The sequence below is a fragment of the Shinella yambaruensis genome (assembly GCF_022899355.1).
GTDB classification, from domain to species: domain Bacteria; phylum Pseudomonadota; class Alphaproteobacteria; order Rhizobiales; family Rhizobiaceae; genus Shinella; species Shinella yambaruensis.
Genome location: NZ_JALJCK010000003.1, coordinates 256,626 through 283,535, shown reverse-complemented (window position 1 = coordinate 283,535; position 26,910 = coordinate 256,626). Strand labels below are relative to the sequence as shown.

The 26,910-nt window shown below is 67.2% G+C and carries 23 protein-coding genes; 15 read left to right on the top strand and 8 right to left on the bottom strand.

All coding sequences use genetic code 11. The features are described from left to right. The first annotated feature begins 182 nt into the window (after positions 1-182). On the top strand, positions 183-2,357 hold the full coding sequence (locus tag MUU56_RS08530) for a cellulose synthase (RefSeq protein WP_244766882.1): 2,175 nt from the start codon (positions 183-185) through the stop codon (positions 2,355-2,357). Between the two features lie 35 nt (positions 2,358-2,392). Then, the gene (locus MUU56_RS08525) at positions 2,393-2,773 is read left to right on the top strand and encodes a hypothetical protein (RefSeq protein WP_244766881.1); all 381 of its coding nucleotides are present in this window, start codon (positions 2,393-2,395) and stop codon (positions 2,771-2,773) included. Between the two features lie 11 nt (positions 2,774-2,784). Here MUU56_RS08525 and MUU56_RS08520 read toward each other — a convergent pair whose 3' ends face one another. Together MUU56_RS08520 and MUU56_RS08515 are read right to left on the bottom strand one after the other, a co-directional pair. After that, the gene (locus MUU56_RS08520) at positions 2,785-3,444 is read right to left on the bottom strand and encodes a glutathione S-transferase family protein (protein ID WP_244766880.1); all 660 of its coding nucleotides are present in this window, start codon (positions 3,442-3,444) and stop codon (positions 2,785-2,787) included. 60 nt (positions 3,445-3,504) lie between these two features. Beyond that, positions 3,505-3,648 (bottom strand): hypothetical protein, encoded by a 144-nt coding sequence (locus MUU56_RS08515; protein WP_244766879.1) that lies wholly within the window; start codon positions 3,646-3,648, stop codon positions 3,505-3,507. A gap of 160 nt (positions 3,649-3,808) precedes the next feature. On the opposite strand from MUU56_RS08515, the gene MUU56_RS08510 reads away from it, so the two are divergent. The 8 genes from MUU56_RS08510 to MUU56_RS08475 all read left to right on the top strand — a co-directional run bounded on the left by MUU56_RS08510 (position 3,809) and on the right by MUU56_RS08475 (position 14,385). Continuing rightward, positions 3,809-5,455, top strand: a complete 1,647-nt coding sequence (locus MUU56_RS08510) for a phosphoethanolamine transferase (RefSeq protein WP_244766878.1) — start codon at positions 3,809-3,811, stop codon at positions 5,453-5,455. 107 nt (positions 5,456-5,562) lie between these two features. Then, positions 5,563-6,219: a response regulator transcription factor gene (locus tag MUU56_RS08505; protein WP_244766877.1), complete on the top strand. Its 657-nt coding sequence runs from the start codon at positions 5,563-5,565 to the stop codon at positions 6,217-6,219. Continuing rightward, entirely contained in the window at positions 6,216-7,601 is a 1,386-nt protein-coding gene (locus MUU56_RS08500; protein ID WP_244766876.1) for a sensor histidine kinase, read from the top strand. Before MUU56_RS08505 ends, MUU56_RS08500 begins: the two co-directional genes overlap by 4 nt. A gap of 172 nt (positions 7,602-7,773) precedes the next feature. Next, entirely contained in the window at positions 7,774-7,995 is a 222-nt protein-coding gene (locus tag MUU56_RS08495; RefSeq protein WP_244766875.1) for a hypothetical protein, read from the top strand. 149 nt (positions 7,996-8,144) lie between these two features. Next, a complete protein-coding gene (locus MUU56_RS08490) occupies positions 8,145-9,530 on the top strand; it encodes a sigma-54-dependent transcriptional regulator (RefSeq protein ID WP_244766874.1) in 1,386 nt (461 codons plus the stop codon). Next, positions 9,523-11,535 carry a sensor histidine kinase gene (locus MUU56_RS08485; protein WP_244766873.1) on the top strand — a complete coding sequence of 671 codons (2,013 nt, stop codon included), beginning with the start codon at positions 9,523-9,525 and terminating at the stop codon, positions 11,533-11,535. Before MUU56_RS08490 ends, MUU56_RS08485 begins: the two co-directional genes overlap by 8 nt. Positions 11,536-11,772: 237 nt before the next feature. Continuing rightward, positions 11,773-13,425 (top strand): OFA family MFS transporter, encoded by a 1,653-nt coding sequence (locus tag MUU56_RS08480; RefSeq protein WP_244766872.1) that lies wholly within the window; start codon positions 11,773-11,775, stop codon positions 13,423-13,425. A gap of 183 nt (positions 13,426-13,608) precedes the next feature. Beyond that, the gene (locus tag MUU56_RS08475) at positions 13,609-14,385 is read left to right on the top strand and encodes an SDR family oxidoreductase (RefSeq protein WP_244766871.1); all 777 of its coding nucleotides are present in this window, start codon (positions 13,609-13,611) and stop codon (positions 14,383-14,385) included. A gap of 327 nt (positions 14,386-14,712) precedes the next feature. Here MUU56_RS08475 and MUU56_RS08470 read toward each other — a convergent pair whose 3' ends face one another. After that, on the bottom strand, positions 14,713-14,967 hold the full coding sequence (locus MUU56_RS08470; protein ID WP_064330653.1) for a hypothetical protein: 255 nt from the start codon (positions 14,965-14,967) through the stop codon (positions 14,713-14,715). 70 nt (positions 14,968-15,037) lie between these two features. After that, entirely contained in the window at positions 15,038-15,886 is an 849-nt protein-coding gene (locus tag MUU56_RS08465; protein ID WP_244766870.1) for a LysR family transcriptional regulator, read from the bottom strand. A gap of 129 nt (positions 15,887-16,015) precedes the next feature. On the opposite strand from MUU56_RS08465, the gene MUU56_RS08460 reads away from it, so the two are divergent. The 4 genes from MUU56_RS08460 to MUU56_RS08445 are packed head-to-tail and all read left to right on the top strand — an operon-like array spanning position 16,016 to position 23,283. Next, positions 16,016-18,466, top strand: a complete 2,451-nt coding sequence (locus MUU56_RS08460) for a GcvT family protein (protein WP_244766869.1) — start codon at positions 16,016-16,018, stop codon at positions 18,464-18,466. Further along, positions 18,463-20,910 carry a GcvT family protein gene (locus MUU56_RS08455; protein WP_244766868.1) on the top strand — a complete coding sequence of 816 codons (2,448 nt, stop codon included), beginning with the start codon at positions 18,463-18,465 and terminating at the stop codon, positions 20,908-20,910. Before MUU56_RS08460 ends, MUU56_RS08455 begins: the two co-directional genes overlap by 4 nt. Beyond that, positions 20,907-21,752 (top strand): isocitrate lyase/PEP mutase family protein, encoded by an 846-nt coding sequence (locus MUU56_RS08450; protein ID WP_244766867.1) that lies wholly within the window; start codon positions 20,907-20,909, stop codon positions 21,750-21,752. Before MUU56_RS08455 ends, MUU56_RS08450 begins: the two co-directional genes overlap by 4 nt. Then, on the top strand, positions 21,745-23,283 hold the full coding sequence (locus MUU56_RS08445) for a trimethylamine methyltransferase family protein (protein WP_244766866.1): 1,539 nt from the start codon (positions 21,745-21,747) through the stop codon (positions 23,281-23,283). The genes MUU56_RS08450 and MUU56_RS08445 overlap by 8 nt, the downstream gene beginning before the upstream one ends. Before the next feature lie 17 nt (positions 23,284-23,300). On the opposite strand, the gene MUU56_RS08440 is transcribed toward MUU56_RS08445, so the two are convergent. Further along, the gene (locus MUU56_RS08440) at positions 23,301-23,744 is read right to left on the bottom strand and encodes an Lrp/AsnC family transcriptional regulator (RefSeq protein WP_133032806.1); all 444 of its coding nucleotides are present in this window, start codon (positions 23,742-23,744) and stop codon (positions 23,301-23,303) included. A 109-nt stretch (positions 23,745-23,853) separates the two neighbouring features. Between MUU56_RS08440 and MUU56_RS08435 the strand changes: the two genes are divergently transcribed. Continuing rightward, the gene (locus MUU56_RS08435) at positions 23,854-24,414 is read left to right on the top strand and encodes an isochorismatase family protein (protein ID WP_244766865.1); all 561 of its coding nucleotides are present in this window, start codon (positions 23,854-23,856) and stop codon (positions 24,412-24,414) included. A 96-nt stretch (positions 24,415-24,510) separates the two neighbouring features. Here the strand turns inward: MUU56_RS08435 and MUU56_RS08430 are convergent, their stop codons facing one another. From MUU56_RS08430 to fhuF, 3 genes are read right to left on the bottom strand one after another with little or no spacing between them, the layout of a single operon-like run. After that, the gene (locus tag MUU56_RS08430) at positions 24,511-25,026 is read right to left on the bottom strand and encodes a hypothetical protein (RefSeq protein WP_244766864.1); all 516 of its coding nucleotides are present in this window, start codon (positions 25,024-25,026) and stop codon (positions 24,511-24,513) included. A gap of 58 nt (positions 25,027-25,084) precedes the next feature. Further along, positions 25,085-26,194 carry an ABC transporter substrate-binding protein gene (locus tag MUU56_RS08425; protein WP_244766863.1) on the bottom strand — a complete coding sequence of 370 codons (1,110 nt, stop codon included), beginning with the start codon at positions 26,192-26,194 and terminating at the stop codon, positions 25,085-25,087. After that, positions 26,191-26,853 carry a siderophore-iron reductase FhuF gene (gene fhuF / locus MUU56_RS08420; protein WP_244767151.1) on the bottom strand — a complete coding sequence of 221 codons (663 nt, stop codon included), beginning with the start codon at positions 26,851-26,853 and terminating at the stop codon, positions 26,191-26,193. The genes MUU56_RS08425 and fhuF overlap by 4 nt, the downstream gene beginning before the upstream one ends. Between the last annotated feature and the right edge of the window lie 57 nt (positions 26,854-26,910).

The following is a 26,910-nucleotide window of genomic DNA, read 5'->3' as shown; positions in this document are numbered from 1 at the left end:
GGTTTTATCACGACTGGTTGGCTCTTCCCGGGGAAAGGACGACATGTTCCATCGTTCATGGCGCATGGTGTCGCTGTAAACCGGGCCGGGGTCGATTGGAAGTTGAGTGTTGCAGCGTCCGTTGTGCGTCATGACCGACGCGTGGTGCTGTGGTGGCAGTGATGGACCGAAGGAAGTTCGGGATGAAGTCGATCCTCGTGGCGTTCGTCCTCGTCTCCGCCGGCGCAGCCAGCGTCGCAGGCGTATCCTTCGGCGTGCCCGATGGCCTGATGAAGGGCCTGCCGCGTCTTGGCGCGGGAACCGACGACGTCACCACCAGCAGCACGGACGACGCGCCTCCCTCCCTGACGAAGCGGTCGCGCGTCGTGGAAATCGCGCAGGCGCAGCAGACCGGGCAGGCGGCCGGCACCGGCACGGAGACGACGCCCGTCGTGGAAGCCGCCGAGACCAGGCCGGTGGTCGATGAAAGCGCGCTGCGCTACTTCGCCGCCCGTGGCGATACCGCCCGGCTGAATGCGGAGATCGCCCGGCTGCGCACGCTCTACCCCACTTGGACGCCGCCGGAGAACCCGCTCGCCGTGCCGGTCAACGAAGACAGGCAGCTCGAGGAGATGTGGGCGCTCTACGCCCAGTCGCGCTATGCGGACGTGCGCGCGGCGATCGCCAGGCGCCAGCAGGACGACCCGCAATGGACGCCGCCCGCCGACCTCGTCGACCGCCTCGACGTGGCGGAGAAACGCGCCGAGCTGGTGGCCGCCTCCAATGCAGGGCGCAGCGAGGATGTCGTGCGCCTCGGCGCGGAGACGCCGAGCCTGCTCACCTGCTCGGATGCAGATGTGCTCTGGCGCGTCGCCGAGGCCTTCGTGAAGACCGAGCGCGTGCAGCGCGCCAAGGATGCCTACGGCTACATGCTCGACAATTGCTCGGACGGGCCGATCCGCGTCGCCACCGTGCAGAAGGCCTCGACCCTGCTCGGCTATGCCGACATGCAGGATCTGATGGCCCGCGAGCGCACCGGCGCCGATGGCGTCAAGGAATTCGACACGATCCGCAACGATCTCGCCCGCCGCTTCGTGGGCGAGGGTGACGAGGATGCGGCGATCACGGTCGCGCCGGCCTATCTGAAGCTCGTCGAGAAGCTGGTGACGGACGAGGGGCTCGCCTCCGATGCGCTGCTGCTCGGCTGGTATCACCTGCGGCGCGACCAGAACGCGCTGGCCGAACCCTTCTTCCGCAAGGCGCGTGCCGTCGAGGATTCCGCCTCGGCCTCGCAGGGGCTTGCCCTCATCCTCCTCGCGCGCAAGATGCCGGGCGAGGCGGAGGAGGTGATGTATGCCTGGCGCACGACCTCCGACCAGGCGATGCAGACCTATCTCGCCGCCACCGCCAACCTCCTGGCGCTCGATCCGCCGCCGAAGCTCGATGCCAAGGTGCTCGGCCGCATCGCGCAGGTGACGCTGGAGGAGAAGCATCCGCAGACCGGCGAACAGTTCGGCTGGTATGCGCTGGCCATGGACCAGCCGGGAACGGCCGAGGAATGGTTTTCGCAGGTGCTGGCGTGGAAGGCGGACTATGAGCCGGCCGCCTACGGGCTCGGCGTCGCGCGGCTGAGGCTGGAGGACCGCGCGGGCCTTGCCGCCGTCAAGCGGGCCTGGGCGGGCCGGTCCGAGCGCATCGCGCTGCTCGGCGAGCGGGACACCAGCGACGACGCCGCGCCGGCGCTGCGCGAACGGCAGGCGCGGATCGTCCGGACCGATCGCCGCGTGCCGGCGCGCACGGTGGTCGAGGAGGTTGCCCTGAAGCCGCAGCACGGCGCCCGCACGGCGCGCCGGACGGACGGCACCGTCGATTGCCGCAGCACGCGTGATCCCGGCGGCCTGTCGGCGGCGAGCGCGCTCTCGCTCGGCTGGTGCCTGATGGAGATCAACCGGCCGTTGGAGGCCGCGCAGGCCTTCGAGGCGGCGCTTGCCGGCGAGGGCCGCACCCGCAGCGATGCCGCCTATGGCCAGAGCCTTGCCTATCTGCGCGCGGGGCTGACGAGCGATGCCGCGGTCTCCGCCACCAAGGCGCGGCTCGAGCAGGGGCGCGTCGCCGAACTGCAGACGGCGATCCTCGGCGACCGCGCCGTCAGCAGTTTTCGCGCGCAACGCTATCGTGAAACCCTGATGTTTCTCGACCAGCGCCGCCAGTTCCATGCCGAACCGGCGGACCTGATGGTGCTGCGCGCCTATGCCTACAAGAATCTCGGCCGGCGCATGGATGCCATGCGGCTGTTCGAAGCGCTGGGCGAGACCGGCCGGCAGGACGCCATCCGCGCGCTTGCCGAAATGCGCCGCGAGCGGGATGGCCGCAAGTAACGCGATTTGGCCGCAATCCTTGCGGAGGATGATGCATGCGCTTTCGAACCCTTGCCCTTGCCGCCGTGCTGCCCCTGTTCGCGTCTCCGCTCGCTGCCGCGCAGGATCGCTATGTCGTCTGCGACAACGGCCTTCGCTGCGTGACGGCGCCGTGCCCGTCCTCCGCCATCCGCAATCTCGACAGCGGTGCGGAATCACGCGGCGTCTCCCCTGATATCGACGGGCTTGCCGAGGCGGACCGGCAGCGCATCCTCGAGACGGATGCGCTCTATTACGGCCGGCTTGTCCTGCGCGGCCATGTCGAGGATCGCGACCAGGAGATTGCCGGCAGGCGGCAGAGCCTGCCGGTCCTCGTCATAACCGGCATCGAGCGCGAGGCCACGGCCGATGAACGGCGGCACTGCCGCGCCGGCTAGCCGTTGGGTCTCTAGTCGCGGTCGGGCGCCCCGAGCGGGAAGAACTTCCGGAAGGGCCGCGCTTCGTCCACGGCGCGGGCGAAGGAGGGGCGGGCGAGCAGGCGCCGGCGATAGGCATGCACATTGGCGAAGGCCGGATCGATGGCGTGCGTCCAGTCCGCATAGAACAGGAAGGGAGCGGCGCCGCAGTCGGCCAGCGTGAAGGTGTCGCCCGTGGCCCAGATCCGGCCGTCCATGTGGGTGTCGAGCCAGGCATAGGCCCGCTCCAGCATGTCGCGCGCATCCTTCTCGCCGTAAGGATCGCGGTTCTCTTCCGGCCGGATGGCGTTGAAGACGATCCTCTGCTGCGGTGTCGAGACATAGTTGTCGAAGAAACGGTCGAGCATGCGCACCTCGATCGCGGCCTTCGGATCGTCGGGAATGAGCTTTACCGGTCCCGGGTAATGAAGCCCGAGATATTCGATGACGATGCTCGCTTCCACGATCGTCCGGTCGCCGTCGACCAGGATCGGGAAACGCTTGATCGGCCAGCGCCTCTCGAAATCGGCGATCGTCTCCGGATCGTTGTGGTCGAGCATGCGGTAGTCGAAACCGGTGCCGTTTTCGTAGAGCGCCGTCAGTGCCTTCTGGCAGTAGCTGGAAAAGGGATGGGCATAGAGAACGGGTTTCATGGCAACCTCCGCGTCTGCGGGATTTGTCGCAAATCTGATTGCATTTTGCAATCGGATTTTTCAACCCGCCCGCAGCATCAGCGCCTGTCTCAGGTCCTGGCCGTGGGGCCTTGGAAATTGCATCTGGGCGAGGGGGATCGACAGGACCAGGAAAACCAGGGCCGTCACGAACAGCGTTCCCGGATGCAGCAGTCTCGATCTCACGCGTCACCTCATATTCGAACAGCCGTCTTGTCCGCCGCCAACCTGACGCCGCGCTGAACGTCGCCCCCGGGTTCGTTCAGGCGGCTGTCAGTTTCGCGGGGCAGGGAGGGGCGGGATGGTGGCCCGCGGGCTGCCGGAGACGCTTTCGAAAGGACATCCGATGCGCGAGACAACCGGCAAGGCCGGCTCCCCCGCCTTCTGGCGGCCGCAGCTCGGCAGCATTGCCGTCAGCATCCTGACGGCGCTCTACCTGCTGGCCTTGACCAACCGCAGCTTCTGGTCGAAGGGCTGGCTCTATCTCGATGGCCGGCCGACGACGTTCTTCTCCATCGCTATCGGCATCGCCTGCCTCTATATCGCGCTCTGCGTCGCGGTCTCGCTGAAATATGTGATGAAGCCGATCTTCATCCTGCTCATCCTGGCAAGTGCCGCCGGCGCCTGGTTCATGGACCGCTACGGCGTGATCATCGACATGGAGATGATCCGCAACGCGGCCGAGACGAACAGCGCGGAGGCCGGGCACCTGATCACGCCGGGTTTCGTCCTCCACATGCTGGTCTATGGCGTGCTGCCCACAGCGCTTCTCCTGTGGGTCAGGGTCCGTCACCACACCTTCTTCTGGAAGCTGCGCGCCAATCTCGCGGTCATCCTGCCCGCGCTGGTCATCGCGCTGGTCGCCGGCCTTTCCCATGCCCGCGTCTATGCCGCCACCGTCCGGGCACATCACGACTGGTTCGAGACGCTGAACCCCATCGTTCCCCTCGCCACGGCCGTGCAGTTCGCCGCCGGCCAGTCGGCCGATCGAAACGTCGTTGCCGGCCCGCTCGGCACGGATGCCCGTGTCAGCGATGGTCCCGTCACCGGGCGCAAGCCGCGGCTGATGGTCGTCGTTGCCGGCGAGACGGCGCGCGCCGCCAATTTTTCGCTCGGCGGCTATGGGCGGGAGACCAATCCGGAACTGAAGACGAAGGATATTTTCTATTTCGGCGACACGACGAGCTGCGGCACGGCGACCGCCGTCTCGCTGCCGTGCATGTTCTCCGTCTATACCCGCGCCGACTATTCGCACCGCAGGGGGCTGGAGACCGAGAACCTGCTCGACGTGCTCGCCCATGCGGGCATCGCCGTCGAATGGTGGGACAACAATACCGGCAGCAAGAAGATCGCCGCCCGCGTGCGGGAGCGCTCGCTGGTCGAGGGCGGCAACCCGCGCGACTGCTCGGGCGGCGAGTGCCGGGATCAGGTGCTGCTCGATGCCCTCGATGCCTGGATCGGATCGGTGAAGGCGGACACCGTGCTGGTGCTGCACCAGATCGGCAGCCACGGCCCGTCCTATTGGCTGCGGTATCCGGAGGCATTCCGCCGCTTCAGGCCGGACTGCCGCAGCGCGGAGTTTTCCGATTGCACGCGCGAGGAGATCGTGAATGCCTATGACAACACGATCGCCTATACCGATCATATCCTCGCCGGCGTGATCGACCGGCTGCAGAAGGCCGAGGAAAGCCTCGACGTCTCGATGCTCTACATGTCCGACCACGGCGAATCGCTCGGCGAATTCGGCCTCTACCTGCACGGCGCGCCCTATATGATCGCGCCGGGCGAGCAGACCCATGTGCCCTTCGTGCTCTGGCTCGGCAAGGATGCGAAGGCCGCCTATTCCGGCGCCTGCCTCGATGCGGAGACGGCGAAGCCGCAATCGCACGACACGCTCTTCCACACCGTGCTCGGCATGATGCGGGTGGAAACCAGGGTGCGCGACCCCGCGCTCGACCTCCTGTCCGCCTGCCGGCGCGGCGCCGTGTCCTGATCGGGACGGACGATGGCAAGCCTGGCTTCCCCCGTGTATTCTCCGGTTTCGGAAGGTGACGCGCGGGCGCATGGGCGGGCCGTCGCATGGTGCGGAGAGACGGGCGCGTGAGGGTTCTGCTGATCGAGGACGATGCCGTTCTGGGCGAGGCGGTGCGCGACTACGTGGCCGGGCTCGGCCATGCGGTCGACTGGATGCAGACGCTCGAGGACGGCCGCACGGCGACGGATGCGGTCGGCTACGAGCTGATCCTGCTCGACCTGCGCCTGCCCGACGGCAGCGGGCTCTCGCTGCTGAAGGACCTGCGCCGCGCCGGCACGGCCGTGCCGGTCATCATCCTCACCGCGCATGACCAGATTTCCGACCGTATCGAGGGCCTCAACAGCGGGGCGGACGACTATCTCGTCAAGCCGTTCAATCTCGGCGAGCTCGGTGCGCGCATGCTCGCCGTCGCGCGGCGCTATGCGGCCTCCTCGCTGCCGGTGCTGGAAGCCGGCTCGATGGCGATCGCGCTGGCCGACCGCCGGGTCCTGCGCAACGGCGCGCCGGTCGATCTGTCCGGCCGCGAATGGGCCGTGCTGGCGCGGCTTGCCACGCGGCCGAATGCGGTCGTCTCCAAGGGCGAGATCGAGGAGGCGCTCTATGCCTTCGGCGCGGAGATCGAGAGCAACACGGTCGAGGTCTATGTCAGCCGGCTGCGCAAGAAGCTGGGCAAGGGCTGCGTCGAGACGCTGCGGGGCATCGGCTACAGGCTCGGCCGATGACGGGGCCGGCACCGCAGAGCGATGAGCGGCGCGCAAGCGCCTTCCGGCCGAAGAGCCTTGCCGGCCAGCTCATGCTGTGGATCACCGTCATCACCACCTGCCTCTGGCTCCTCGCCGTCGGCTTCGGCGCGCTCGTCATGCAGGACGAGTTCGGCGAGATATTCGACAGCGCCCTGCAGGAGACGGCCGAGCGCCTGGTGCCGCTCGTCGTCGACGACCTCAACCGTCGCGACGACCTGAATGTCCCCCGGCGCATCGAGCGCTCGCCCGCGCAGCCCGGCGAGGAATACCTGACTTATCAGGTCCGCGACCGTGCGGGCCGCGTGCTGCTGCATTCGCACACCGCCTCGGCGGAGCCGTTCGACGTGCCGCTGAAGGTCGGCTTCCGGGATGGCGCGCGGGGGCGGGTCTACACCGCCGCGACGGCGGACGGGGCCATCTTCGTGCAGGTGGAGGATTCCGCCGAGGAACGGCGGGAGGCGATGGTCGAGGGCGCGCTGGCGCTGCTCCTGCCGGTGCTGCTCATCGTGCCGGCCACGGTGCTGGCCGTCTGGTTCGTCGTGCGCCGCGTGCTCCTGCCGGTCGAGACGCTGCGGGCGGCGATCGGCGAAAAGGACGGCGGCAATCTCGCGGCGATCGCGGCGGAGAACCTGCCGCGGGAGCTGCAGCCGATCCTGCGCTCCGTCAACCTCCTGCTCGCGCGCCTGCGCGCCGTGCTGGCGGCGGAGCGGGAGTTCACCGCCAACAGCGCGCACGAGCTGCGCACGCCGGTTGCCGGCGCGCTCGCGCAGACGCAGCTGCTCATGGCCGAGCTCAAGGACGCCCCGACCCACGCCCGCGCCCGGCAGATCGAGGCCTCCCTGCAGAAGCTGACGAAGCTCACCGAGAAGCTGCTCCAGCTCGCCCGCGCCGAGGCCGGGATCGGCGTCAGCGAGACGGCCTTCGACCTCGTGGACGTGCTCGGCGTCGTCGTCACGGATTTCCAGCGCGCATCGGGCACCGCAAGCCGCATCCGCTTCCGGAGCGATCTTGCAGGACCGGCCCTTCGCGAGGGCACGGCCGACGCCTTCGCCATCGTGCTGCGCAACCTCATCGAAAATGCGCTGCTGCACGGGCGGGCGGACGAGCCGGTCGAAATCCGCCTGACCGAAACGGGCAATGTGTGCATCCGCAACGGCGCGGCGGCCATGTCCGAGGCGGAGCTGGCCGCGGTGCGCAAGCGCTTTTCCCGCGGCAGGACGCTCGCCGCAGGCTCGGGTCTCGGGCTTTCCATCGCCGACCGGCTCCTGGCGCAGATGCGCGCCAGCCTCGTCCTCACATCGCCCGTTGCCGGGCGTGTTGACGGTTTCCAGGCAGACATCGTGTTTCCCGCGGCGCGATGACGCCCGGCGGGCATGTCCGCGCCTCATTTCCGAACAGTCTCGTTTTGCAGCATTCGCGCGCGGGCAGCCCCGTCGTGATGCTCGCAATTTTTTCCATCGGCATGTGAGAAATATGTGGCTTTTTGCATTATTGTGTGGTTTTCTGTGGCTCTAATCAAAAAAGGTGGGGAACATGGGTCGCAAACCGGAAGACTATGCGCGGCTGCTTGCCAGCGCGCTTTGCAAACTGCATGCAGCGGAATGCCACGAGGCATCGCCGCTCATCTCGGAAGACAGCATCCGCGTGATCAGCGAAACCATTGCCGTGGCGATGGAGGATGCTCGGAAAGTTCATGTCGAACAGGAGCTTGCGGCGATGCGTGAACGCCGTGAGCGCATTCATCTGCACTCCTGACATCTCGTCCCGCTCCGCCGCCATGCCTGCCTTGTGCTGGCGGCGGCGGCTTTCTATGGTAGGTGTTCAAGCCGTCCGGGCAAAAGCGTGCAGCGCTGCCGCATTCGGGCGTGCAAACCTGACGCGCCTGACCATCGGGAGGAGATGAGGTGCCGACTGAAGCCGCGCGCGTGCTGCGCGACACGTCCGCCGACCCGGAATTCGGGCCGTGGCTGGCGCAGGCCTCGATCCTCGTCGTCGACGACGAGCCGGGCATGCGCAACTTCCTGATGCGCACGCTCGGGCCGCGCTGCCGTCAGCTGGAGTTGGCGGCCGATACGGACGAGGCCTCGCGCAAGCTCGACCAGAACCATTTCGACGTGGTCATCCTCGACAACATCATGCCGAAGAAGAACGGCGTGGAATGGCTGGCCGAACAGCGCGCCATCGGCTTCTTCGCCGATGCCATCCTGATGACCGCCTATGCCGATCTCGAAACCGCGATCCAGGCGCTGAGGGCTGGTGCGGTCGATTTCATCCTGAAACCCTTCCGCTCCAACCAGTTGCTCAATGCCGTCGCGCGCTGCCTCGACCGCATCCGCCTGCAGCGCGAAAACTACGTGCTGCGCTACGAGTTGAAGGCGACGTCGGACCATATCCTCCTGCGCGACCGGCTGATCGGCGAATCGGCCGCCATCGCCGGCGTGCGCGAAACCATCGCCCGCGTCGCGCCGCTGCCGACCTCGGTCCTGCTCACCGGCCAGTCGGGCACCGGCAAGGAAGTGGCGGCGCGCTCGCTGCACGCGCTGTCCGACCGCGCGGCGAAACCCTTCGTGCCGGTCAATTGCGGGGCGATCCCGGCGGACATGATCGAAAGCGAGCTGTTCGGCCACCTGAAGGGCGCCTTCACCGGCGCCGAACGGGCGCGTGAGGGGCTGTTCCTGCATGCGCAGGGCGGCACGCTCTTCCTCGACGAGATTAGCGAGATGCCGCCGGCCACGCAAAGCAAGCTGCTGCGCGTGCTGGAGGATCGCAAGGTGCGGCCCGTCGGCTCCGAACGCGAGGTGCCGGTCGACCTGCGCTTCGTCTTCGCCACCAATGCGGAGCTGGAAAAGGAGGTGCAGGCCGGGCGCTTCCGGGCCGATCTCTTCTTCCGCATCAATGTCATGCAGATCCACCTGCCGCCGCTGAAGGACCGCGACGGCGATGCGGTGGAGCTGGCCGTCCTCTTCATGAAGAAGCTCTCGGCGCAGCTCGCCATGCCCGCCGTGCCCATCGACGAGGCGGCCCGCCGGGCGCTGTCGGCCTATGACTGGCCGGGCAATGTGCGCGAGCTGCGCAATCTCATCGAGCGCACGCTGATCCTCGGCCGCTTTCCGGACGGGTTCGGGCAGGCGGCGGCCGCCGGAAGGGAGGGCGGCTCGCTTGCCGATGTCGAGCGGCGCCACATCCTCTCGGTGCTCACCGCCTGCAGCGGCCAGCGCGACGAGGCGGCGCGCCAGCTCGGCATTTCCCGCAAGACGATCGACCGCAAGCTGGCGGCTTGGGATGGCTGACGGCAGGCAGGGCGTCATCCGGCCGGCGCGCTCGGTGCGCTACCGGCTGCTGGCCATCGCGCTCCTGCCGATGCTGGTGATCCTGCCGCTCCTGCTCGGCATCACCGTCTACCGCTGGAACGAGAAGTTCGACGCGACGCTGATCTCCAAGGTCAACGGCGACCTCACCATCGCGCACCAGTATCTCGCCCATATCCTCGACAATACCGGCGAGCACGTCACCGCGCTCGGCGGCTCCGTGCGCTTCCGCGACAGCGCCGGCGACACCGGCGCGCTGAAAGCCCTGCTCGACGAGGCGCGGGCGCGGCTGGAACTCGATTTCCTCTATGTCGTCGCGCCCGACGGCCGACTCGTCGTCTCCGTGACCGCGACCACGGCGGAAACGCTGCGCACCGACTGGCCGGTCATCCGCGATGCGCTGGCCGGCAAGCCGGCGACGGGGGTGGATATCTTCGAGAACGCCGATCTCGAACGGCTCTCGCCCGACCTTGCCGCCCGCGCGCGGCTGCCGCTCGTCTCGACCCCGAATGCGGTGCCGACCGAGCGCACAGAGGAGACGCGCGGCATGGTCGTGCAGAGCGCCAGCCCCGTGACGCTCGGCGACGGGCGCAAGGCGGTGCTCGTCGGCGGCATTCTGCTCAACCAGAACCTCGTCTTCATCGACACGATCAACGACCTCGTCTATCGCGAGGCGAGCCTGCCGGAGGGCAGCCAGGGCACGGCGACGCTGTTCCTCGACGACGTGCGCATCAGCACGAATGTGCGGCTGTTCGAAGGGCGCCGCGCGCTCGGCACGCGCGTCTCCGCCGCCGTGCGCTCGGCCGTGCTGGGCGAGGGGCGCACCTGGCTCGACAGCGCCTTCGTCGTCAACGACTGGTACATTTCCGCCTACGAGCCGATCACCGACAGCCGCGGCGAGCGCGTCGGCATGCTCTATGTCGGCTTCCTCGAGGCGCCGTTCACGGCGGCGAAGTACCAGACGGTGCTCACCATCGTCGCCGCCTTCCTCGCCATCACGGCGGCCAGCGTGCCGATCTTCCTGCGCTGGGCGCGCGGCATCTTCGAGCCGCTGGAGCGGGTGGACGCCACCATCGCGCGGGTGGAGAGCGGCGATCTCGGCGCGCGCACCGGCCCGGTCGACAGCCAGGACGAGATCGGCCGCGTCGCCGTGCATCTCGACGACCTCCTGAACCAGCTCGAGCAGAACGACCTGGAGCTGCGCCGCTGGAACGAGGAGCTGAATGCGCGCGTGGACGAGCGCACCCGCGAGCTGCAGCTCGCCAACCGCCGGCTGGAGGCGACGACCAAGCAGCTCATCCTGTCGGAAAAGCTGGCCGCCATCGGCGAGATCACCGCCGGGGTCGCCCATGAGATCAACAACCCGATCGCCGTCATGCAGGGCAATCTGGAGGTCATCCGCTCCGTCGTCGGCGACCGGGCGGCGCTGGCCAAGGTCGAGTTCCAGCTGCTCGACGATCAGATCCAGCGCATCAGCCAGATCGTCACGAAGCTCCTGCAATTCGCCAAGCCCGAGGAATTCGCCGGTTTCGTCGATCGCCATGCGCCCGGCACGGCCGTGGCCGATTGCTTGCCGCTCGTCCAGCACCTGCTCGCCAAGGCGGCGATCGAGGTGCGGCTGGAGGACACGGCCGAACGGCTGGTGCTGATGAACCGCACCGAGCTGCAGCAGGTCGTCGTCAACCTCGTCGTCAACGCCATCCACGCCATGCCGGATGGCGGCGCGCTCACCATCGTCACCCGCGACAGCGACCGCGGCGGGCGCCCGGGCGTCGAGATCGTCGTCAGCGATACCGGGATCGGCATGGAGCCGGATCTCGTTGCAAAGGTCTTCGACCCGTTCTTCACGACGAAGCGGCAGGAGGGCACGGGCCTCGGCCTTTCCATCAGCCAGACGCTGGTGACGCGGCAGGGCGGCGCCATCTCGGTGGCGAGCCGGCCGGGCGAGGGGGCGACCTTCACCATCTGGCTGCCCGAGGCGGCCTGACCGGACACTTTGTCCGCCCTTCGGACAAAGTGTCCGTTTTCCTTCCGTTTTTTCTTCCAACCGCCTGATTCCAAAGGGCATCCATTCTGGCATGGGCCTTGCTTCGGTCCGCGCGGGAGGTTCGGCCTCCGGCCGCCTGCGAGAGGGATGCAGGCATCCGGGCGTTGAAGGGCGGTTTTCGCCGGCTCCCCATCACGAAAATCTTCGCACCGAGGGGTGCGTCGCGGAGGAGACCCAATGACTGCATCGACCGAGACCTATGCCGGCGACTATTCCGGCAGCATCCTCGACCGGGAGCGCATCATCGCCAAACCCGGCTTCAACCGCTGGCTCGTTCCGCCGGCCGCGCTTGCCATCCATCTTTGCATCGGCATGGCCTACGGCTTCAGCGTGTTCTGGCTGCCGCTGTCCAAGGCGATTCCGGGCGCCGCCGACGCGGCCTGCGCCGACCTTAACCTCGTCTCCGCGCTCTTCACCACGAGCTGCAACTGGCGCGTCGCCGATCTCGGCTGGATCTATACGCTGTTCTTCGTGCTGCTCGGCTGCTCGGCGGCCATCTGGGGCGGCTGGCTGGAGCGCGTCGGCCCGCGCAAGGCGGGCTTCGTCTCGGCCTGCTGCTGGTGCGGCGGCATCGTCGTCGCGGCGATCGGCGTCATGACCCATCAATTGTGGCTGATGTGGCTCGGCGCGGGCGTCATCGGCGGCATCGGCCTCGGCCTCGGCTACATCTCCCCGGTCTCCACGCTGATCAAATGGTTCCCGGACCGGCGCGGCATGGCGACCGGCATGGCGATCATGGGGTTCGGCGGCGGCGCGATGATCGGCGCCCCGCTCGCCAACCTCCTGATGAACGCCTTCAAGACCGACACGACGGCCGGCGTCTGGCAGACCTTCCTCGTCATGGCCGCCATCTATTTCTGCTTCATGATGGGCGGCGCCTTCGGCTACCGCATTCCGCCGGCCGGCTGGCGGCCGGAAGGCTGGACGCCGCCGGCCTCCAAGTCGACGATGATCACCACCAGGCACGTGCACCTGCGCGACGCGCACAAGACGACGCAGTTCTGGCTGATCTGGCTGGTGCTCTGCCTCAACGTCTCGGCCGGCATCGGCGTCATCGGCATGGCCTCGCCGATGCTGCAGGAAATCTTCGGCGGCCGCCTCATCGGCCAGCCCGAGCTGAGTTTCGGCCAGCTCGATACCGACCAGAAGGCCGCCATCGCGGCGATCGCCGCGGGCTTCACCGGCCTGCTCTCGCTGTTCAACATCGGCGGGCGCTTCGTCTGGGCCTCGCTCTCCGACAAGATCGGCCGCAAGAACACCTATTATACCTTCTTCATCCTCGGCATCGTGCTCTACGCGCTGGCGCCGACGCTGGCCGACATGGGCAGCAAGGCGCTCTTCGTGCTCGCCTTCGGCATCATCCTGTCGATGTACGGCGGGGGCTTCGCCACCGTTCCGGCCTATCTCGCCGATATCTTCGGCACGCAGTTCGTCGGTGCGATCCACGGCCGCCTGCTGACCGCCTGGGCGACCGCCGGCATCGTCGGTCCGGTCGTGGTCAACTATATCCGCGAGGCGCAGATCGCCGCCGGCGTGGCGCCGGGGCCGGCGCTCTATACCGGCACCATGTACATCCTCGCCGGCATGCTGGCGCTCGGCCTCGTCGCCAACATGCTGGTGCGGCCGCTTGCCGACAAATGGTTCATGTCGGACGAGGAGGTCGCCTCCCTGCAGGCGAAGACCGCGGCTGCCAATGCCGGCCCGACCGGTTCCTTCGGCATCGGCAAGGGCGGGCTCGACGCCAAGGCGGTGCTCGCCTGGGCGGTCGTTGGCCTTCCGCTCCTCTGGGGCATCTGGGTGACGCTGAAGAGCACCGCCGCGCTGTTCTGAGATCCTCCCGCAGACGCCCTCTCCTCCGTCATCCTCGGCTTGAACCCGAGGATGACGATGGTGGAGGGCGATGCTTGTCGGAAAGCCAGGTCCCCGGCCGGTGCCGGGGACTTTTTTATGACCGCTTGCAGCGGATGCGCTTTTCGAGCAAACCGGAAGGACGCGTCAAAGGAGGAGGACGACATGACCGAATGGGGCCGGACCGGCATGGGCAAGATCGCGCTGGTGACGGGCGGCGGCACGGGCATCGGCCTTGCCATCGCCCGGGGCCTCAGCGCCGAGGGGTATGCGGTCGTCGTCACCGGCCGCCGGGCCGCGGTGCTGGAGGAGGCCGCCGCCGCCATCACCGGTGAAACGGGCAATCCGGTCCGCGCGATTGCCTGCAATGTCGGCGATCCGGGCGAGGTCGCCGCGGTCTTTGCCGAGATCAGGCGTGCTTTCGGCCGGCTCGATGTGCTGGTCAACAATGCCGGCTCCAACGTCTCCCCGGCGCTGCTGGAGGACATTCCCTTCGAGGAGTGGAGCAATATCCTCGCCGCGAACCTGACGGGTGCCTTCCTCTGCACCCAGCAGGCCTTCAGGCTGATGAAGGACCAGAGCCCGCGCGGCGGGCGCATCATCAACAACGGCTCGATCTCCGCGACCGCGCCGCGGCCGAACTCCGCGCCCTATACGGCGACGAAGCACGCCATCACCGGCCTCACAAAATCGACCGCCCTCGACGGGCGCAAATACGACATCGCCTGCGGCCAGATCGATATCGGCAATGCGGCGACGGACATGACGAAGCGCATGAGCACCGGTGTGCTCCAGCCGAACGGCGATGTGGTCGCCGAGCCGACCATGTCGGTCAAGCACGTCGCCGACGCGGTGGTCTACATGGCCAGCCTGCCGCTCGATGCCAATGTGCTGAACATGACGGTCATGGCGACGACCATGCCCTTCGTCGGGCGCGGGTAGGGGCGGCCGCATCGGTTCTCTGCCATGCCTTGTGCGGCTTACCCCCCTCTGCCCTGCCGGGCATCTCCCCGTTGAGGGCAGGCGAATTGCATATGGAATGAGGCGACGCGTCTTTCCCCTTCTCCCCCGCGGGGAGAAGGTCGCGGCAGCGGGATGAGGGGGTGGCGCAGATGTCGGACGGTGTGCAAGCCCCCTCATCCAGCCCTTCGGGCCACCTTCTCCCCGCGGGGGAGAAGGGGAAAGCAGCAGCGTTCTGCCTATGCAATTCGCCTGCCGCTTGCCGGGGAGATGCCCGGCAGGGCAGAGGAGGGCCGGGATGCCGCAAAACTACCGCCGCGGCTCGCCGCCCTCGGCGTAGACGGTCTTCTGCTGGAACTTGAAGACATGGCCGCAGCGGCAGCGCAGCATGTGCTTGTCCGGATATTTCGAGGCGCGCTCCGTGAGGAAGCCGCGCGGCAGCGAATCGATGGTGAAATCCGGGTGCTTGCGGCTCGGCATGTCGTCTTCCGAGACCTCGGCATAACCGGAATTGCCGCACATGGCGCATTCGAGCTTGCGCGAATAGCGGTCACGGGCGGCCATGGAAACTCCTTCGTCAAATGTCGGCGGACCGTTCATAGGCGCAGCGGCGGGCCGTTTCAATGGCCGCATGTCACGCGGCGAGCAAGGCCTGCATGATGGCGACGATGCGCCGGTGCTGGTGGGCATGGCGCGTGCGCACATTGGTGGCGGCATAGACGGCCTGCGCGATCGGCTCGGCGCCGGTAACGCGGCTTGCCGCGCCGGAGCGCAGCAGCCGCTTCGCATCGGGCGTCATCACGAAGGCGGAGCCGCCGAGCTTCTGCAGCAGGGCGAGGATCGCCGTCGTCTCGCCGCTGGCGATCGGCGCGGTCGAGAGGGTCGGATGCGCCTCGCGGTGCAGCCGGTCGAAGGCGGGGGAATAGACGGCCTGGATATAGTCCTCCGGCCGGACGTCCTCGATCCGCGCCACCCTGTTGCTCACCATCTCGTAGTGCACCTCGCCGATGCGCTCATAGGCAAGGTCCGGCAGGTAGTGCGGGGTGAAGAGGATCGCAAGGTCGAGATCGCCCGCGCCGAGGTCGCGGTTCATCTGGTTGGAATAGTCGACCTCCACATAGATCGAGGTGGCCGGCAGCTCCCTGCGCACCGCCGCCAGCCAGTCGCCGGCGAAGTGGGCGGCAAGGTCATGCTGCAGGCCGATGCGCATGGAGCGCTCGTAGGCGCCGGCCGTTTCCACCGCGCGCGCCGCCTCGTGCCACTGGTGCTGCAGCGCCTTGGCGTGATCGAGGAAGCGCAGGCCCGCCGCGGTCGGCTGGGTGCCGCCCTTGTTGCGCGCGAAGAGCTTTCGCGCGAACATCGCTTCCAGCGCGTTGATGCGGTGCGTGACCGTCGACTGCGTGATGTTCAGCCGCTCCGCCGTGCGGTTGAAATTGCGCGTTTCCATCAGGTCGAGGAATGTCTCAATCAGGACAATTTGCATGAATGCGCCGATTTTTCCCAGTGTTCGGCGGAAGTGTAATCGAGAAAGTCGATTAATAAAGCAAAATCCAACCGCTTGCTGCGCGTCGCTTTGGTTGCCACAAATCCGGGGCAAAGAAGGGGAACGAGAATGTCCGCACTGCCAAGCCATGCCCGTGTCGTCATCATCGGCGGAGGCGCCGTCGGGGCGTCGGCGCTCTACCATCTGGCGAAGGCCGGGTGGACGGATTGCGTGCTTCTGGAAAAGAACGAGCTGACCGCCGGCTCCACCTGGCATGCCGCCGGCAACGTGCCGACCTTCTCCTCCTCCTGGTCGATCATGAACATGCAGCGCTATTCCGCCGCGCTCTACCGGGAGCTCGGCGCGCTGGTCGACTATCCGATGAACTACCACGTCACCGGCTCGATCCGCCTCGGCCATTCGAAGGAGCGGTTGCAGGAGTTCAAGCGCGTCGTCGGCATGGGCCGCTACCAGGGCATGGACCTCGACATCCTCTCGCCCGACGAGATGCGCGGCAAATACCCGTTTCTCGAAACGCACGACCTCACCGGCGCGCTCTACGATCCCTATGACGGCGACATCGACCCGGCGCAGCTCACGCAGGCGCTCGCCAAGGGCGCGCGCGACATGGGCGCGAAGATCTTCCGCTTCTGTCCGGCGACCGGCGCGCGGCGCGAGGGCGAGGAATGGGTGATCTCGACGCCTCAGGGCGAGATCCGCTGCGAGAAGGTCGTCAACGCCGCCGGCTATTATGCGCGGGAAGTCGGCAAATGGTTCGGCCGCGACGTGCCGATGATGGTGATGAGCCATCAATACATGCTGTTCGAGGAAATCCCGGAGCTCGCCGCCTGGTCGAAGGAGGCCGGCCACAAGCTGCCGCTGCTGCGCGACGTGGATTCGTCCTATTATCTCCGCCAGGAGAAGACGGGCATGAATCTCGGCCCCTACGAGCGGAACTGCAAGGCGCACTGGACGGCGCCCGACGATCCGATGCCGGACGATTTCTCCTTCCAGCTCTTCCCGGACGATCTCGACCGGCTGGAATGGTATCTCAACGACGCCGTCGAGCGCGTGCCGATCCTCGGCACCGCGGGCCTCTCGCGCATGATCAACGGCCCGATCCCCTATGCGCCGGACGGCAACCCATTGCTCGGCCCGATGCCCGGCGTGCCGAACGCCTATGAGGCCTGCGTCTTCACCTTCGGCATCTGCCAGGCCGGTGGGGCCGGCAAGGTGCTGGCCGAATGGGTGACGGAGGGCGAGACGGAATGGGACATGTGGTCCTGCGACCCGCGCCGCTACACGAGCTTCGCCGCCGACAAGGACTATTGCGTGGCCAAGGGCATGGAGGTCTACGGCCACGAATATGCCATGCATTTTCCAAAGCACGCCTGGCCGGCCGGGCGGAACCAAAAGCTTTCGCCGATCCACGATCGTATCGCGGCGCTCGGCGCGCAGTTCAAGCCCTATAACGGCTGGGAGCGCGCCAGCTGGTATGTGCAGGACGGCGACGACACGTCGGAGGCCGCGACCCAGACCTGGAACCGCGAGGGCCCGTGGCGGCCGCGCATCGAGGCGGAGTGCCGCGCCGTCACCGAGGCCGCCGGCATCCTCGACCTTCCCGGCTTCTCGCGCTTCCGCGTGAAGGGGGAGGGCGCGACGGCCTGGCTCTCCTCGCTGATCACCGGCCGCGTGTCGAAACCTGGCCGCATCGGGCTTGCCTATTTTTCCGACGACAAGGGCCGCATCGTCACGGAAATGTCGGTCATGATGCTGGCGGAGGATTTCTTCTTCCTCATCACCGCCGCGACGGCGCAGTGGCACGATTTCGAGTGGCTGCAAAAGCACCTGCCGGAAAATCCCGTCTTCACGCTGGAGGACGTCACCGAAAACTTTTCCTGCCAGATCCTCTCCGGCCCGAATTCCCGCGCCATCCTTGCCGATGTCTGCAAGGCGGACCTCACCATGCCCTGGCTCACCCACCAGCCGGTGGAGATCGCCGGCCGCTGGTGCCAGCTGGTGCGCGTCTCCTTCGCCGGCGAACTCGGCTGGGAAATCCACACCAAGGTCGACGACACGGCCGTCATCTTCGATACCGTCTGGGCGGCGGGGCAGAAGCATGGCTTGAAACCCTTCGGCATGGAGGCGCTCGACAGCCTGCGCATCGAGAAGGGCTATCGCGCCTGGAAGGGCGATCTTTCGACCGATTACACCATCCTGCAGGGCGGCCTTGAACGCTTCGTCGACTGGACCAAGCCCGCCTTCAAGGGCAAGGCGGCGCTGGAGCGGGAGAAGCAGCAGGGCGTCACCAAGCGCTTCGTGCTGCTGACCGTCGAGGCCGGCGATTGCGATGCGCCCTACATGTCGACGCTCTGGCACGGCGGCAGGGTGGTCGGCGAGACGACCTCCGGCAACTGGGGCTATCGCACCGGCAGGTCCATTGCGCTCGGCATGCTGCGGGCCGATCTCGCTCAGGCCGGCACGGAGATCGAGGTGGAAATCTACGGCGAGCGCTTCAAGGCGACCGTTGAGCCCGACGGCCCGCTCTTCGACCCCAACAATGAAAGACTGCGCGCATGACGAAGCCCATCCCTTCCAAGGCAAGAGCCGTCATCATCGGCGGCGGCGTCTCCGGCTGCTCGGTCGCCTATCACCTGGCAAAACTCGGCTGGACGGATGTGGTGCTGCTGGAGCGCAAGCAGCTCACCTCCGGCACCACCTGGCATGCCGCCGGCCTCATCGGCCAGCTTCGCGCCTCGCAGAACATGACGCGGCTCGCCAAATATTCCGCCGACCTCTACGTCAAGCTCGAGGCCGAGACGGGCATCGGCACCGGCATGCGCCAGTGCGGTTCGATGACGGTGGCGCTGACGGAGGAGCGCAAGGAGGAGATCTACCGCCAGGCCTCGCTCGCCCGCGCCTTCGACATCGACGTGCGCGAGATCACCGTCGAGGAGGTGAAGGCGCTCTATCCGCATCTCAACACGGCGGATGTCAAGGCCGCCGTGCATCTGCCGCTCGACGGCCAGTGCGACCCGGCGAACATCGCCATGGCGCTCGCCAAGGGCGCGCGGCAGAACGGCGCGACCGTCCTCGAAGGCGTCAAGGTGACGTCGGTGCTGACGAAGGACGGCCGCGTGACGGGCGTCACCTGCGAGCAGAACGGCGAGACCTTCACCATCGAGACCGATAATGTCGTCAATGCCGCCGGCATGTGGGGCCGCACGCTGGCAGATATGTCCGGCGTCACCCTGCCGCTGCATGCCTGCGAGCATTTCTACATCGTCACCGAGCCGATCCCGAACCTGCAACGGCTCCCCGTGCTGCGCGTGCCGGACGAGTGCACCTATTACAAGGAAGACGCCGGCAAGATGCTGATCGGCGCCTTCGAACTGAAGGCCAAGCCCTGGGGCATGGACGGCATTTCGGAGGACTTCTGCTTCGACCAGCTTCCGGAGGATTTCGACCACTTCCAGCCGATCCTCGAAAACGCGATCCACCGCATGCCGATGCTGGAGACGGCCGGCATCCACACCTTCTTCAACGGCCCGGAGAGCTTTACGCCCGACGACCGCTATTATCTCGGCGAAGCGCCGGAATTGAAGGGTTATTGGGTCGCCGCCGGCTACAATTCCATCGGCATCGTCTCCTCCGGCGGGGCCGGCATGGCGCTCGCCCAGTGGATGAACGACGGCGAAGCGCCGTTCGATCTCTGGGAGGTGGATATCCGCCGCGCCCAACCGTTCCAGAAGAACCGCGCCTATCTGAAGGACCGCGTCTCCGAAACGCTCGGCCTGCTCTATGCCGATCACTTCCCCTATCGCCAGATGGCGACGGCGCGCGGCGTGCGCCGCTCGCCGCTGCATGAGCACCTGAAGGCCCGCGGCGCGGTCTTCGGCGAGGTCGCCGGCTGGGAGCGCGCCAACTGGTTCGCGAAGGACGGGCAGGAGCGGGAATACCGCTATTCCTGGAAGCGGCAGAACTGGTTCGAGAACCAGAGGGAAGAGCATCTTGCCGTGCGGAGCGGCGTCGGCCTGTTCGACATGACCTCCTTCGGCAAGATCCGCGTCGAGGGCCGCGATGCGCTGGCCTTCCTGCAAAGGCTCTGCGCCAACCAGATGGACGTCGCCCCCGGCCGGATCGTCTACACGCAGATGCTCAACGCGCGCGGCGGCATCGAGAGCGACCTGACGGTGACGCGCCTTTCCGAGACCGCGTTCTTCCTCGTCGTGCCCGGCGCGACGCTGCAGCGCGACCTTGCCTGGCTGCGCAAGCACCTTGCGGACGAGTTCGTCGTCATCACCGATGTGACGGCGGCCGAAAGCGTGCTCTGCGTCATGGGGCCGAAGGCGCGCGAGCTGATGCGGAAGGTAAGCCCGAACGACTTTTCCAATGCGGCGCATCCCTTCGCCACGGCGCGGCAGATCGAGGTGGGCATGGGGCTCGCCCGGGCGCACCGCGTCACCTATGTCGGCGAACTCGGCTGGGAGCTTTACGTTTCCACCGACCAGGCGGCCCATGTCTTCGAGGCGCTGGAGGCGGCGGGGGCGGATGTAGGCCTGAAACTCTGCGGCCTGCACACGCTCGACAGCTGCCGCATCGAGAAGGCCTTCCGCCATTTCGGCCATGACATCACCGACGAGGACCATGTGCTGGAAGCCGGCCTCGGCTTTGCCGTGCGCACGAAAAAGGGCGATTTCATCGGCCGCGATGCGGTGCTGCGCAAGGAGGAAGCGGGGCTGAAGCGCCGCATGGTGCAGTTCAGGCTGACCGATCCCGAGCCGCTGCTCTTCCACAACGAGGCGCTGGTGCGTGACGGCAGGATCGTCTCGACCGTCACCTCGGGCAATTATGGCCATTATCTCGGTGGCGCGATCGGCATGGGCTATGTGCCGTGCGCCGGCGAGAGCGAGGCGGATGTGCTGGCCTCGACCTACGAAATCGAGATCGCCGGCGTGCGGGTGAAGGCCGAGGCCTCGCTCGTGCCCATGTACGATCCGAAAGCCGAGAGGGTCCGCGCGTGACAAACCTTGCCGAACGCCACCGGCGTTTTCATGCCCTGCACCAGTCGAGCTGCTTCGTCATCCCCAATCCGTGGGACATGGGCTCCGCCCGCATGATGGCGGCGTCGGGCGCCGTGGCGCTCGCCACCACCTCCGCCGGCTTCGCCTTCACGCTCGGCCGGCCCGACATGGGCCGCGTGACGCGCGAGGAGGCGCTGCGGCATGCGGAGGATATCGTGCGCGCCACGCCGCTGCCGGTCTCGGGCGATTTCGAGAACGGTTTCGCCGATGCGCCGGACGCCGTGGCCGAAACGATCCGGCTCGCCGCCGAGGTCGGGCTTTCCGGCTGCTCGATCGAGGACACGCGGATGGTCGAGGGCAACCCGGCCTATGCCTTCGATCTTGCCGTGGAGCGCATCCGTGCCGCCGCCGATGCCGCCCGTTCGCTCGGCCATCCCTTCATTCTCTGCGCCAGGGCCGATGGCGTGATGAACGGTGTCTACGACCTCGACGAGGCGATCCGGCGCATCCAGGCCTTCGAGAAGGCGGGCGCGGACCTCGTCTATGTGCCGGTGCCGCCGGGGCCGGAGGAGCTCAGGCGCGTCGTGCAATCGGTCGGGGTGCCGGTGAACGGGCTTGCCGCGGGGCCGCTGCGCCAACTCACCGTGCCGGACTTCGCCGCGCTCGGCGTGCGGCGCATCTCGCTCGGCTCGATGATCGCCCGCGTCACCCACGCCGCGATCGCGGAGCAGATGGACGCCATCCTGAAGGATGGCAGTTTCGCGAAATTGTCCGCCGCGGCGTCGGGGGACCTCATCAACAGAATGCTTGCCGCCGGTGCGGGGGAGACGGGTCATGAGTGAACAGGCAGTTTTGTCCCGGCGGTCCGGCGGGCGTGCGGCACGGGTCGCCATGCGCGCCGCACCCTTGGCGGAAAACGTCCGGCCGGTGCGGCCGGGCCTTCCCGGCGGCCAGTACAAGCCGCTGACGGAGGCGGGCGTGCGCCGCATCCACGAGGCGGCGCTGGATGCGCTGGAGAATATCGGCCTCGCCAATGCGCCGAAATCCGGCGTCGAGATCATGACCGGGGCCGGCGCCATCCTCGGCGAGGACGGGCGCCTGCGCTTTCCGCGCGCGCTGGTGGAGGACATGCTGGCGCTTGCCGCGCGCGATATCACGCTCCATGGCCGCGATCCGAAATACGACCTCGAGCTCACCGGCACCCGCGTCTATTACGGCACGGCGGGCGCGGCGGTGCATATCGTCGATGTCGAGAAGCGGGAATATAGGGAATCGACGGCGAAGGACCTCTTCAACGCCGCCCAGCTCGTCCATCACCTCGACAATGTGCATTTCTTCCAGCGGGCGATGGTCTGCCGCGATGTCGCGGACAATTTCCTGATGGATATCAACACGCTCTACGGCTGCTGCGCCGGCACGTCGAAACATGTCGGCACCAGCTTCTCCGACCCCTCGCATGTCGCCGGCTGCTTCGACCTCATCCACATGATGGCGGGCGGCGAGGACAAGTGGCGGGCACGACCCTTCGTGTCGAATTCCAACTGTTTCGTCGTGCCGCCGATGAAGTTCGCGGAGGAAAGCTGCATCACCATGGAGGCCTGCATCCGGGCCGGCATGCCGATCCTGCTGCTCTCGGCCGGGCAGGCGGGGGCGACGGCGCCGGCGCCGCTTGCCACCGCCATCGTGCAGGCCGTCGCCGAGTGCCTTGCGGGCGTCGTCTATGTCAATGCCATGGCGCCCGGCCACCCGGCGATCTTCGGCACCTGGCCCTTCGTGTCGGACCTCAGGACGGGCGCCATGTCGGGCGGTTCGGGCGAGCAGGCGTTGCTGACGGCGGGCTGCGCGCAGATGCACCAGTTCTACCGGCTTCCCGGCGGCGCGGCGGCGGGCATCGCCGATGCCAAGCTGCCGGACATGCAGGCCGGCTGGGAACAGGCGATCTCCAACGTCATGGCGGGCCTTTCCGGCCTCAACATGGTCTATGAGGCAGTCGGCATGCATGCCTCGCTGCTCGGCTTCTGCCTGGAAAGCCTCGTTCTCGGCGATGATCTTCTCGGCCAGGTGCAGCGCTGCGTGCGCGGCATCGACGTCACGGAGGATTCCGTCTCGCTGGAGACCATGCGCTCCGTCTGCCTCGATGGGCCGGGCCACTATCTCGGCGACCCGCAGACCCTGTCGCTGATGCAGACGGAGTATGTCTACCCCGCCGTCGCCGACCGCACGAGCCCGAAGGAATGGGCCGAGATCGGCCGGCCGGACCTCGTGCAGAAGGCGATCGAGCGCAAGAACCGCATTCTTTCCGAAGCCGGCGGCCCGCTCTTCGATTTTACGACGGACCAGGCGGTGCGGGAGAAGTTCAAGATCTACTTCTGACGCCTTTCGGCTGAAAGTCAGCTCCGCCGATCGAAATGGGTGCGCAGCGACACATGCGTCTGCACGGTCGCGATGCCCGGCGTCGTGGCGATCTGGCGGCGCACGGTGTCGAGCTCGCCGTTCGAGGCGCATTCGACCAGCAGCATCAGGTCCGTCGGCCCGGCGAGCGACCAGCAGGTCACGACGTTCGGAATGCCGGTGAGATGCGGCACGATGTGATCGCAGTTGCGGCCCTGCTGGAAGCCGACGGCGATCAGCGCCTCGACGCCCGGCCGCTCCCGGTCGATGCCGAGCTTGACCGTATAACCCGCGATCACGCCTCTCGCCTCCAGCCGCCGGATGCGCTCGTGCACGGCGCTCCGCGACAGCCCCGCATGGCGCGCAAGCTCCACCAGGCTCTGCCGGGCATCGGCGCGGAGCGCAGCGAGCAGCAGCCTGTCCTTGTCATCCAGTTCGTTCATCCGGAAAATCTCCCCGTTGCCGGATGATCGTCCGGCGCGCCGCCTTCTTCCTGCGCGAAACCGGACGGAAAAGCAACTATTCGTCGGCCATCGCTTCAAGGAGAGACCGATGCCGACCCTGCCGGAAAACGCCGTCCTGATCCCGATCGACATGCAGCAGGCCTTCGACGCCGCGCCCTGGCCGCGACGCTGGAACGAAAGGCTGGACGAGAACGGCCTTGCGCTCCTCGCCGCCTGGCGGGCCGCGCGGCGGCCGATCATCCATGTGCGGCACGACAGCGTCGAGCCCGGCTCCACCCTGCGGCCGGAGGTGCCGGGCAACGCGTTCCGCCCGGGTTTTGCGCCGCGGGAAGGCGAGCCGCTGGTGGCAAAGAGCGTCAACGCCGCCTTCATCGGCACGGATCTCGACCTGCGCCTGCGCCGCCTTGGGGCCGATACGGTCGTGCTGTTCGGCGTGTCCACGGATATGTGCGTGTCGACCAGCGTGCGTGTCGGGGCGAACCTCGGCTACAGGGTGGTCCTCATCGAGGACGCCTGCGACTGCTTCGACCTGCCGGACGGGGAGGGCGGGACGATCGCCGCCCGCGACGTGCACCGCGCCCATGTCGCGACGCTGCGCCACGAATTCGCGACGGTGCTGCGAACGGCAGAGATCGTGGCTGGCCTCTAAAGTAACTCCAGCAAAAGTGCGTAGCGGTTTTGCGTCCGGAATTGCGTAAACAAACAGCTAGAGCGTCTTCGCGATTCGAAGAAAAGCGGAAATGCTTTAGCGGGTCGCGGCCCTCACCTCGCGCACGCCGAAATCCCATTCGGGGGTGGTGACGGGGTTGAAGTCTATGCCGGGGAAGACGGCGAAGGTGGAGAAGGGCTGGCTTTCGCCGGGCAGCACGCGCAGCACGATCAGCGCGCTGTCGCGGCCGACCTCGCGGCAGGTGCCGCCGGGGCAATCGGACAGCACGACATCGAGGCGGAAGGACTGCATCGGCTGGCTGCCCTTGTTGACGATGCGACCGGTCACGCGAAAGCTCGTCTTCGTCTGGCCGGCGCCGGCCTGCATCTCGGATAGTTCCACCCCGTCCGCCGAGAGCGCCTGGACGGTGGCGTTCGGTGTGGCGGCGGTGCCGGAGGGCGTTCGGTCCTCGACGAACCAGATGAGAAGCGCGCTTGCAAGGCCGATGGCCACCACGATGGTGAGGACGGGTTCGACCCAGCTTTGGAAGCGCCGGAAGCGCAGTGCGAGATAGAGTATGGCCGCTGCCGCGACTGCGAATGCCCAGATCATTCAGGTCCTCCTGGGCATGGTATAGCCTGCGGAAGAAGGGACCGGAAGGCCGGTCCCCTCACTTTGCCTTGAGACTGATCCAATAGGCGCCGTCGAAGGGCACGGCGGCGAAGCGCGCGTTGATTTCCTTCAGCGTCGCGTCCGGGTCGATGTCGGCGAAAATGTCGGGGCGCAGCCAATGGGCGAAGGCTTCGGCGGCAAGGATGTTCAGCGGCACGGCGTTGAAGAAGTTCCACAGGCCGTGCACGCGCTCCTCCTTCACCGCCTTGAGGTTCTTGAGGAACGGGCCGGAAACGGCGCGCGCCAATGTCTCGCGTGCCTCCTCCGGCGCAACGCCGGGGCCGACCGAGAATGTGCTGTAGGTGCCGCCCGGCGAGGCGGTTGCGATATAGACGTCTGGATCGGCCGCCACGATGAATTCCGAGCTGACGATGCCGCCCTGCGCCGGCAGGCTTTCGGCGATGTTGCGGCTGCCGGTGATGGCGATGAAGGCGCCGAGCCCGCCGGTGCCGTAGGCGTAGCAGCATTTTTCCGGGTTCGGGAAGGCATCCATCAGCACGGTCGGGCCGGGCTCCTTGTGCGCGGCCACCCGGTCGCGGATGCGCTTGACCCGTTCCTCGTAGAAATCGGCGAAGGCGTTCGCCTGCTCCTCCCGGTTCAGCACCTTGCCGAGGAGGCGCATGTTGTCCGCGGTGTTGTTCAGCGCGTCGCTGTTGAAATCGACCACGACGACGGGGACGCCGCTTCTCTCCAGATAGTCGATCGCCTGCTTGCCGAGATCCGTGTCGGCCTGCCAGTTGGCGAGGATGGCGAGGTCCGCCTGCAGCGAGAGCGCGGCCTCGAACGAGACGGTGATGCCGTCGCCGATGATCGGCACGTCCTCGATCTTCGGGAACCTGTCCTTGAAGCGGGCATAGATCTCCGGATTGTCGCCCTTCATGTCGCTCGCCCAGCCGGCAAGGATGCCGACCGGGTCGGGATGGACCAGCGAGAGCGCGACCAGGTTGAAGCCGCTGCCGAGCAGCACCGCCTTCGGTTCGGCGGGAATGGTGATCTCGCGGCCCAAGGCGTCCTTGACGGTCAGCGGATAGGCCACCTCGGCGCGGGCGGCGAGGGCGCCCAGGAGGAGGAAGGCGGCGGCGATGAGGGCGGAAAGGCGCAGGGTCATTGTTTTCTCAGCTCCGGCAGGGCGCACAGCTCGCCGCAGCCCGGAATGCCGGGCAGCATGTAGCGCAGGCAGCAGACCTTGCGGCGACAGTGGACGGCGCCCGCTTCCAGCTCGTGGCGCAGGCATCCATGGAAGGGATTGCGGCTGCCATCGGCCAGCCGCGGGCAATCGAAGAGGGGGCGGGACGGCCAGTGGTCGTCGCCCGCGGGCGGCGAACGGTCCGTCGCGTTGAAGGCATAGTCGATATAGACGGCGGCGTTGTTCCAGGCGAGTTTCGGCGCGATGCCGGTCTTCTCCCTGAACAGGGCGACGACGCGGGAGAGGTGGCAGTCCACCAGCGGCGTGACGAAGTCGACGAGGTCGTCGCCCTCGCTCCAGTCGCCCTCGTGCGGCAGGCCGAAGGCACGCGGCAGGCCGTCCTCGCCGATGGCGATGGTCATCTCCTCGAAGGCGACGGGCAGCGTCATTTCGGCCCGGCGGGCCACGACATAGGGGATGGTCAGCGCGGAGAAATAGTAGAGCGACCAGAAGGAGGCGGCGGCGCGGCGGTCGACCGCGCCATGGCCTGCCGCATAGCGGTCGAGCGTCTCGGCAAAACCGTTCCCGGCGAGGAAGTCGGCGAGCGGCACGGCGCCGTCGAGATCCGACGACAGCATCATCTTCTCGCCGCACCAGGCGTGCTCACCGGTAAAGACCGCCTTCAGGCCGTCCGGCCG

Bases quoted from the DNA above. Each gene is read 5' to 3' on its own strand.
- fhuF (WP_244767151.1), bottom strand. From the start codon at position 26,853: ATGATGCTGTCGTCGGATCTCGACGGCGCCGTGCCGCTCGCCGACTTC.
- MUU56_RS08475 (WP_244766871.1), top strand. From the start codon at position 13,609: ATGACCGAATGGGGCCGGACCGGCATGGGCAAGATCGCGCTGGTGACG.
- MUU56_RS08500 (WP_244766876.1), top strand. From the start codon at position 6,216: ATGACGGGGCCGGCACCGCAGAGCGATGAGCGGCGCGCAAGCGCCTTC.
- MUU56_RS08430 (WP_244766864.1), bottom strand. From the start codon at position 25,026: ATGATCTGGGCATTCGCAGTCGCGGCAGCGGCCATACTCTATCTCGCA.
- MUU56_RS08435 (WP_244766865.1), top strand. From the start codon at position 23,854: ATGCCGACCCTGCCGGAAAACGCCGTCCTGATCCCGATCGACATGCAG.
- MUU56_RS08440 (WP_133032806.1), bottom strand. From the start codon at position 23,744: ATGAACGAACTGGATGACAAGGACAGGCTGCTGCTCGCTGCGCTCCGC.
- MUU56_RS08525 (WP_244766881.1), top strand. From the start codon at position 2,393: ATGCGCTTTCGAACCCTTGCCCTTGCCGCCGTGCTGCCCCTGTTCGCG.
- MUU56_RS08455 (WP_244766868.1), top strand. From the start codon at position 18,463: ATGACGAAGCCCATCCCTTCCAAGGCAAGAGCCGTCATCATCGGCGGC.
- MUU56_RS08520 (WP_244766880.1), bottom strand. From the start codon at position 3,444: ATGAAACCCGTTCTCTATGCCCATCCCTTTTCCAGCTACTGCCAGAAG.
- MUU56_RS08480 (WP_244766872.1), top strand. From the start codon at position 11,773: ATGACTGCATCGACCGAGACCTATGCCGGCGACTATTCCGGCAGCATC.
- MUU56_RS08470 (WP_064330653.1), bottom strand. From the start codon at position 14,967: ATGGCCGCCCGTGACCGCTATTCGCGCAAGCTCGAATGCGCCATGTGC.
- MUU56_RS08445 (WP_244766866.1), top strand. From the start codon at position 21,745: ATGAGTGAACAGGCAGTTTTGTCCCGGCGGTCCGGCGGGCGTGCGGCA.
- MUU56_RS08510 (WP_244766878.1), top strand. From the start codon at position 3,809: ATGCGCGAGACAACCGGCAAGGCCGGCTCCCCCGCCTTCTGGCGGCCG.
- MUU56_RS08495 (WP_244766875.1), top strand. From the start codon at position 7,774: ATGGGTCGCAAACCGGAAGACTATGCGCGGCTGCTTGCCAGCGCGCTT.
- MUU56_RS08530 (WP_244766882.1), top strand. From the start codon at position 183: ATGAAGTCGATCCTCGTGGCGTTCGTCCTCGTCTCCGCCGGCGCAGCC.
- MUU56_RS08460 (WP_244766869.1), top strand. From the start codon at position 16,016: ATGTCCGCACTGCCAAGCCATGCCCGTGTCGTCATCATCGGCGGAGGC.
- MUU56_RS08425 (WP_244766863.1), bottom strand. From the start codon at position 26,194: ATGACCCTGCGCCTTTCCGCCCTCATCGCCGCCGCCTTCCTCCTCCTG.
- MUU56_RS08485 (WP_244766873.1), top strand. From the start codon at position 9,523: ATGGCTGACGGCAGGCAGGGCGTCATCCGGCCGGCGCGCTCGGTGCGC.
- MUU56_RS08465 (WP_244766870.1), bottom strand. From the start codon at position 15,886: ATGCAAATTGTCCTGATTGAGACATTCCTCGACCTGATGGAAACGCGC.